The organism is Candidatus Stygibacter australis, from assembly GCA_030765845.1.
In the GTDB taxonomy this organism is placed as follows: domain Bacteria; phylum Cloacimonadota; class Cloacimonadia; order Cloacimonadales; family TCS61; genus Stygibacter; species Stygibacter australis.
In genome coordinates, this window is record JAVCDJ010000046.1 from 1 (window position 1) to 6,117 (window position 6,117).

The 6,117-nt window shown below is 40.5% G+C and carries 3 protein-coding genes; all 3 read right to left on the reverse strand.

Translation table 11 applies throughout. The features are described from left to right. Nucleotides 1-33: 33 nt before the first annotated feature. Nucleotides 34-2,685, reverse strand: coding sequence for a T9SS type A sorting domain-containing protein (locus RAO94_03050; GenBank protein ID MDP8321312.1), 2,652 nt, complete (start codon nt 2,683-2,685; stop codon nt 34-36). Nucleotides 2,686-3,951: 1,266 nt separating this feature from the next. Then, nucleotides 3,952-5,097 carry a 1-deoxy-D-xylulose-5-phosphate reductoisomerase gene (dxr, locus tag RAO94_03055; GenBank protein ID MDP8321313.1) on the reverse strand — a complete coding sequence of 382 codons (1,146 nt, stop codon included), beginning with the start codon at nt 5,095-5,097 and terminating at the stop codon, nt 3,952-3,954. A gap of 5 nt (nt 5,098-5,102) precedes the next feature. Next, nucleotides 5,103-6,071, reverse strand: coding sequence for a hypothetical protein (locus tag RAO94_03060; protein ID MDP8321314.1), 969 nt, complete (start codon nt 6,069-6,071; stop codon nt 5,103-5,105). Between the last annotated feature and the right edge of the window lie 46 nt (nt 6,072-6,117).

Sequence of the window (6,117 nt, forward strand, 5' to 3'; positions counted from 1 at the left end):
TCTGCAATCGATTCACTATTCACCATTCACTGATCACTTCAAAAGTACAACTTTCTTCATCTGTACATCACCTGCAGTCTGCATTCTAACGAAATAAACGCCTCCACTCACAAGTTGACCTTGATCATTATAACCTTTCCAGACCTTTTCTATTCTGTCACCGAATTCGCAGTATTGATTTCTCACAAGCGTTTTCACTTTTTGACCCTTAGCATTATAAATCTCCAGATCAATTGTGCCATAATCCGCCACCTGAAAAGATATTATAACTGTCGGATTGAAAGGATTAGGATAAATCTTCATCTCAACTTCTAATTCCGGAACCTGGTCACTTAATGGTTCACCAAACTCAATAAAGGCATATTCACCCAGATTTCCTGTAATCAGTTTATTTGTATTTTGCTGACTGAAATTACCGTTAAGTTTATAATCCATCACCCGTGTTTCTGATCTGCCATAATAAGCAACGAATTCCAGTTCATATCCCGGCTCTTCCTCCAGAACATAAGCCCTTAAATGAAAAAGACTGTCCGTATCAACAACTTCTGCTCCCTTGCAGACGTTATCAACGTAAACAGCTACTTCCAGAGGAATCTCTTCTCCAAATACCATATATACAGGCAAATAAGAAGGTTCTTCATTATAGTTGAATTGCGTAGGTTCCTGTCTCACGTAAGGTTCAATTATATCCCGGCTGGGCTGCTGCCACTCAAAAGTGAAATCTCTACCTTCATCATGATAGACAACTACGAGTTCTCCATATTTCAAAGTGGGATATTGAGGCCATGTCCAGGTTTCTCCGGTTTTCACGGCTGACCATCCATAAGTATCAATCCTGATAAGTTTGTTCAGCGTAGTTGCATCAAATGCACCTTGGGCATTTTGTGTCTCTTCCAGGAAATAACAGAACCAGTTTTGATCTATCTCATGGTCCACAGTCATCTCAAAGTCAGGATCCAAAATATCACCAAAAACCCTTAATAATGCAGTATCTTCTGCATCACCCCATACTTTGATCTTGAATCCACGCGTGCTTTTTATCAGATCATCACAAGGGTCTGGATCCCATTCATAAACAGGATCATCCCAGCCTCCTTCTAAATTTGGATCACCAGAATACTGGTACCAGACTTCAACTGGATCTGGGTGATCAGGATATCCAAACTTATCCAGCATATCCGTTGCATCCACGAATGAACCATTATTCTCTTCAGCACCAAAATCCAAGCGTGGAAATCCGCGCCAATTGTATGTTTCGTCACCAGTCTCGCTTTCCACAAATCCCCGGTTATCATGATCCCTTGCCGTAAAACACCCCATATCGCATTCCGTACCATCAGGATCGTTATCATAAGATTGGTCTCCTGCATCCATGCAGGGACTGTTCCAATCAAGATTGTAATCATCACCATCGGCATCAACGAACTGGGGATCAGTATTGATATTTCCAGTTCCATTATACACCGTTGATAATCCAATACAGCTATATGTAGTAGTAGTATTGACTGGCTGAAGGTATTGGGGTTCCCCTGGTTCTGTACCGTCATTAAAATATACAATACAATTAATTACATCAACGGCATTATTTGTAACATAAACACCACCATAATACTCACCATCACCTGTATTATAGACTATTGAGCTTTGGTTGATCACCATATCTGCATCACCTTGATTCAGTATACAGATACCTCCACCATGCCCTCCAACATGATTTTCGTATATTAATAGGTTATCAAAATCAGCTTCAGGATTCTCATACTCGGTAGTTTTAACAAAAATTCCACCACCGTTATAGTCGGTAGTGTTTCCAAATATTACTAAATCGTCGAAATCAATTTCTACATCCAGGCAGAAGATCCCTCCTCCTCCCACGTGTGCTGTATTATTATTACTCACATTGTCAGAAATTTGACAATCAGATATTGTCACTGCCTGGTCACCATTTCCCTCACAATAAATTCCACCACCATCTTCATCTGCTTCATTATTTTCTATTGTACACTCGATCATACTTAATTCACCGGAACCTGTACAATAATAAAAGATTCCTCCACCATTTCCCTCACAATCATTAGTATCCACAGTACAATTATCCATAATCAACACATCAGATCCCGACCCATAGAAAAAGATTCCACCTCCATGTTCATCTGTGCTGTTATTCTCGATAGTACAGTCTGTAATGGTTAATGTGTAACCATTATCTCCTCCAAAAGAAATTCCTCCTCCATGTTGGTCACTAACATTTTGCTTTACAATGCAATCTTCAATTGTAACATTTCTGTTTTTAATTGCAAATCCTGCACCATCATCTTCCTGGGATGTTATGCAATTCATTACTGTAAAACCACTAATATTACTAAGACCTGTGATAACGGGGTCACTTGCAAGTATTATAATACCATCTGATGAGTTACCTCCATCAATTATTGTTGTTAGTTTATTGTCCCCAAACAAATCAAAGTAATGATCTGCGAAATTTACAGTTTCTAAATAAGTTCCTGCTGTAACATATACGACATCTCCATCACTAAGAGCATCAACAGCATCAGAGATTTCAGGAAATGGTGATCCCTGTGAACCGTTTCCAGGTGGTGTTGCCAATGCATCAACATACCAATCAGTAGCTGATAAAAATAATGGTATCAAAACCATTAGGAAAATATAAATAGTCTTTCTCATAATATACTCCATCTATTTAAGTCCGGCTTGACAAATTACCGAACCTGGTTTTTTATAACACTTGCTTTTATGGTCGCTTTGTCGGTGAGAATCGGCAGAGCGGCTTTTCGGACAACTGGGCAATAAATAAAAACTATCTCAGCCGAATTTTAATTTACCACTTCTTATGAATTTTATTAAAGTAATGCTTTTACTAATATAATAGCTATATATATATATATAAGGAGTTACGTTATTTCTGCAGTTATCATTGAACCTGTTATCATGAATGGATGATTTTTTATTTTCATAATCGCATTTTTTATCCTGCATAATATTCGCCCCCTTTATATATTTATTTAACATTATTAGATTTATCTTATCAGACAAGTTGTCTTATTTTTTCATAATTTGTCAATTTATATTTTTTCATTCAATATGAATGTTTCTTCAGTATATCAATCTATCCACTAAAATTAATATACCTAATTCCAGACTGTGCACAAACCTGTTCAGATCAACCATCTAAGGTTATCGAGTTGAGACTTCGTACCCGAAGGATCGACTTGAGAAACGACCAGTTTCAATCCCTATAATAATGCCATTGTGAAGGAACAAGCCCATTCGCAAGGTAATCACTATATCAAATAAAAGCCCCGTTAACCTGCCTCCAAAAGTTCCCGATAGATCGGGATAATCTTTATCCTGAATTCAGTTCAAAACTTCTGCTTAATTGGGTGTTTCTTCAGTTCGTTTTATTAGTTTTGTTCGTTGCTGAATGATCTTTATAGTCATATAGTTAAAAGAAAGAAACCATTCCGGAGGATAAAACCATCTGACCTTAAATTTATTTTTAACCGCGAAATGACGCGAAAGAATGTGATGGATATTGGACTTATTGAATGTGCAACAAGAAGTCAAAACTCTTCTGGGTGGAACTGCCGTCATCTGCGCCCCACTTGCGGAGTACCGCCAGCGGTGCACGTCTGACTTATTCTGGAGAATTACCACCCCAATAAGTCAGGATTTCTTCTACCGTACTCGGGGCAGAAGTAGGTAGCAGCTGGCTGGGGTGGAAATAACGTTCGCCAGAAGTCTTGTCCTGAGTACAGTTCAAAACTCCTGCTTAGCTGGGTGTTTCTTCAGTTCGTTTTGTTAGTTTTGTTCGTTGCTGAATGATCTTTGTAGTCATATAGTTAAAATAAAGAAACCATTCCGGAGGATAAGACCATCCGGAAGGTAATAAAAAAAGCTCCGGTTTTTACCTCTTTCTTGCGTTTTCAGGTATTATAGATAATTCTGGTAGATGGAGAGATATTTTTCGTGGATAGTGATATTTGTGGAGATGATGGTATCGATGTCTGGGTTGGAGATATTAGTTTCCTGCTGGCAGGCGATGTCAATGAGCTTATATATATCATTAAAGCCAATTTTACGGTTCAGGAAAAGGCTGATAGCGGCTTCATTAACGGCATTCATGATAGTGGGCATCAGTCCGCCGGCTTCACCGCACTGACGGGCGAGGAAATATAGCGGGAAGCGTTCAGATTCGAGTGGGAAGAAATTCAATTGAGGCAGGTCGAGAATACTGGTGCGGACAAGCTGAGAAGCTATATGCTGCGGGAATGTGAGTGCGTAGAGAATGGGCAGTTTCATGGTGGGATTGCTCAATTGCGCCAGAATACTGCCATCGGCAAATTCCACAAAGGAATGAACTACCGACTGGGGATGTATGACAGCCTTTATTTTATCATAATCAGTATCAAAGAGCCAGTGAGCTTCAATCACTTCCAGACCTTTATTCATCATGGTGGCGGAATCGATGGTTACTTTTGTGCCCATTGACCAGGTGGGATGTTTGAGTGCTTTTTCCAGAGTGATGTGAGAGAACTGGTCGAGAGGTAACTCCCGAAATGGACCACCAGAAGCAGTGAGAATGATATTACCAATTTCAGAAGACTGGTGTCCTTCCAGGCACTGGAACACTGCACTATGTTCACTGTCAACTGGCAATAACCGGCTTTTTGAGGTTTTCATAGCTGTTTTGATCAGGTGACCAGCGAGTATGAGAGATTCCTTATTTGCCAGAGCAAGATCAATGCCGGCATCAATTACGGCAAGTGAAGAGAGTAAACCAGCAGAACCGGTGATGGCATTAAGGACAATATCGAGAGATAATTCTTTGATAAGGGTGATCAGCTCAGCTTCTCCAGTATGCAGAATAGAGCCTGGAGGAGGTGGAGATGCAGGAGGTATTGAGCCAGTGAGAACCAGGTATTTGATGCCGAATTCACGTGCATACTCAAAGAGCAGTTCCGAATTATTATGAGCAGAAGCAAGGGTGATGCGGAATTTATCGGGATGCTCACGAATCACTTCAATAGTGGATTTTCCAATTGAGCCCGTAAGCCCTAGAACAGCGATATTTTTCAAATTAACTAATAGCTCCAATTAAGGGCTATGCGATGTGAATTATCGAGTTCAGGTTCCATTTCAAAGCAGTAGCTGAGTCCGAATTGCTGATATTTGAGTGCTAAGCCAGCTGTAAGGTGATCAATGTCATATCCCAGGAGAAAATCAAAGTGTTGATTGATATGCGACTCCAGTCCGGCATGCAAATCAATGCTAACCGGGTCAAAAGAAATAGTTGCCGCTTCTTCTCTACCCTCAAACAAGATTTCGGGTCGCAGATAGAAACGCATGGAAATCTGATTAAACGGGAAATCGAAACCATAACTGGCTTCAAGATTGGCATTAGGTACTACGGCTTCGTCAGTGCCATTATTCCAGAAGATGCGGGTAGTGAAGAAGTCACGAATCTGAGCTGCAAGCACGAGCTTCTTTGTGGGATCAGTGACAATAGCCAGATCAGCGCCGAATCCGAAACCTGATTCATCTGCCAGGCTACGATAGGCGATTTTAGGAGTGAAACCGAGCGTGAGTGATCCTGCTTGCTGATAAAATCCGAAATAGGCGACTAGGTCAGAATTATTTACGTAATCATACGCATAGGGGCGGTTATCATTACCTATGGCAAGGGAATCATTTTCCAAAGCAGTGAGTGGGATGTCATTGATTCCAATGCGCGAGAGGACGATAGAGAATTTTTTATCCTTCCCCCAGATAGCGGAGAAGGTGTCATATTGCAGCAAGCCTTCAAATTCTTCGGCATGCATGATTTCCATACTGTTTTCAGTTTTAAATTGTAATAGTGCCGGGTTCCACCAGGCAATGCTATGTGAATCAAGATTAGTAAGCCCTGTGCTTCCTAAAGCCAGGTTGCGCACGCCCATACCGTAATGAAAGATTTCACCGGCATACTTGGTAGCAGCGAGGGGAGTGATCAGCAGCAGTAATAGTGCAGCAAAAATCACTTTTCTGGATGTACAGCTAAGTTTTAATGACATCTACATAACTCCCTATAACCTTTTTGACAGGACCATCATCAAATTT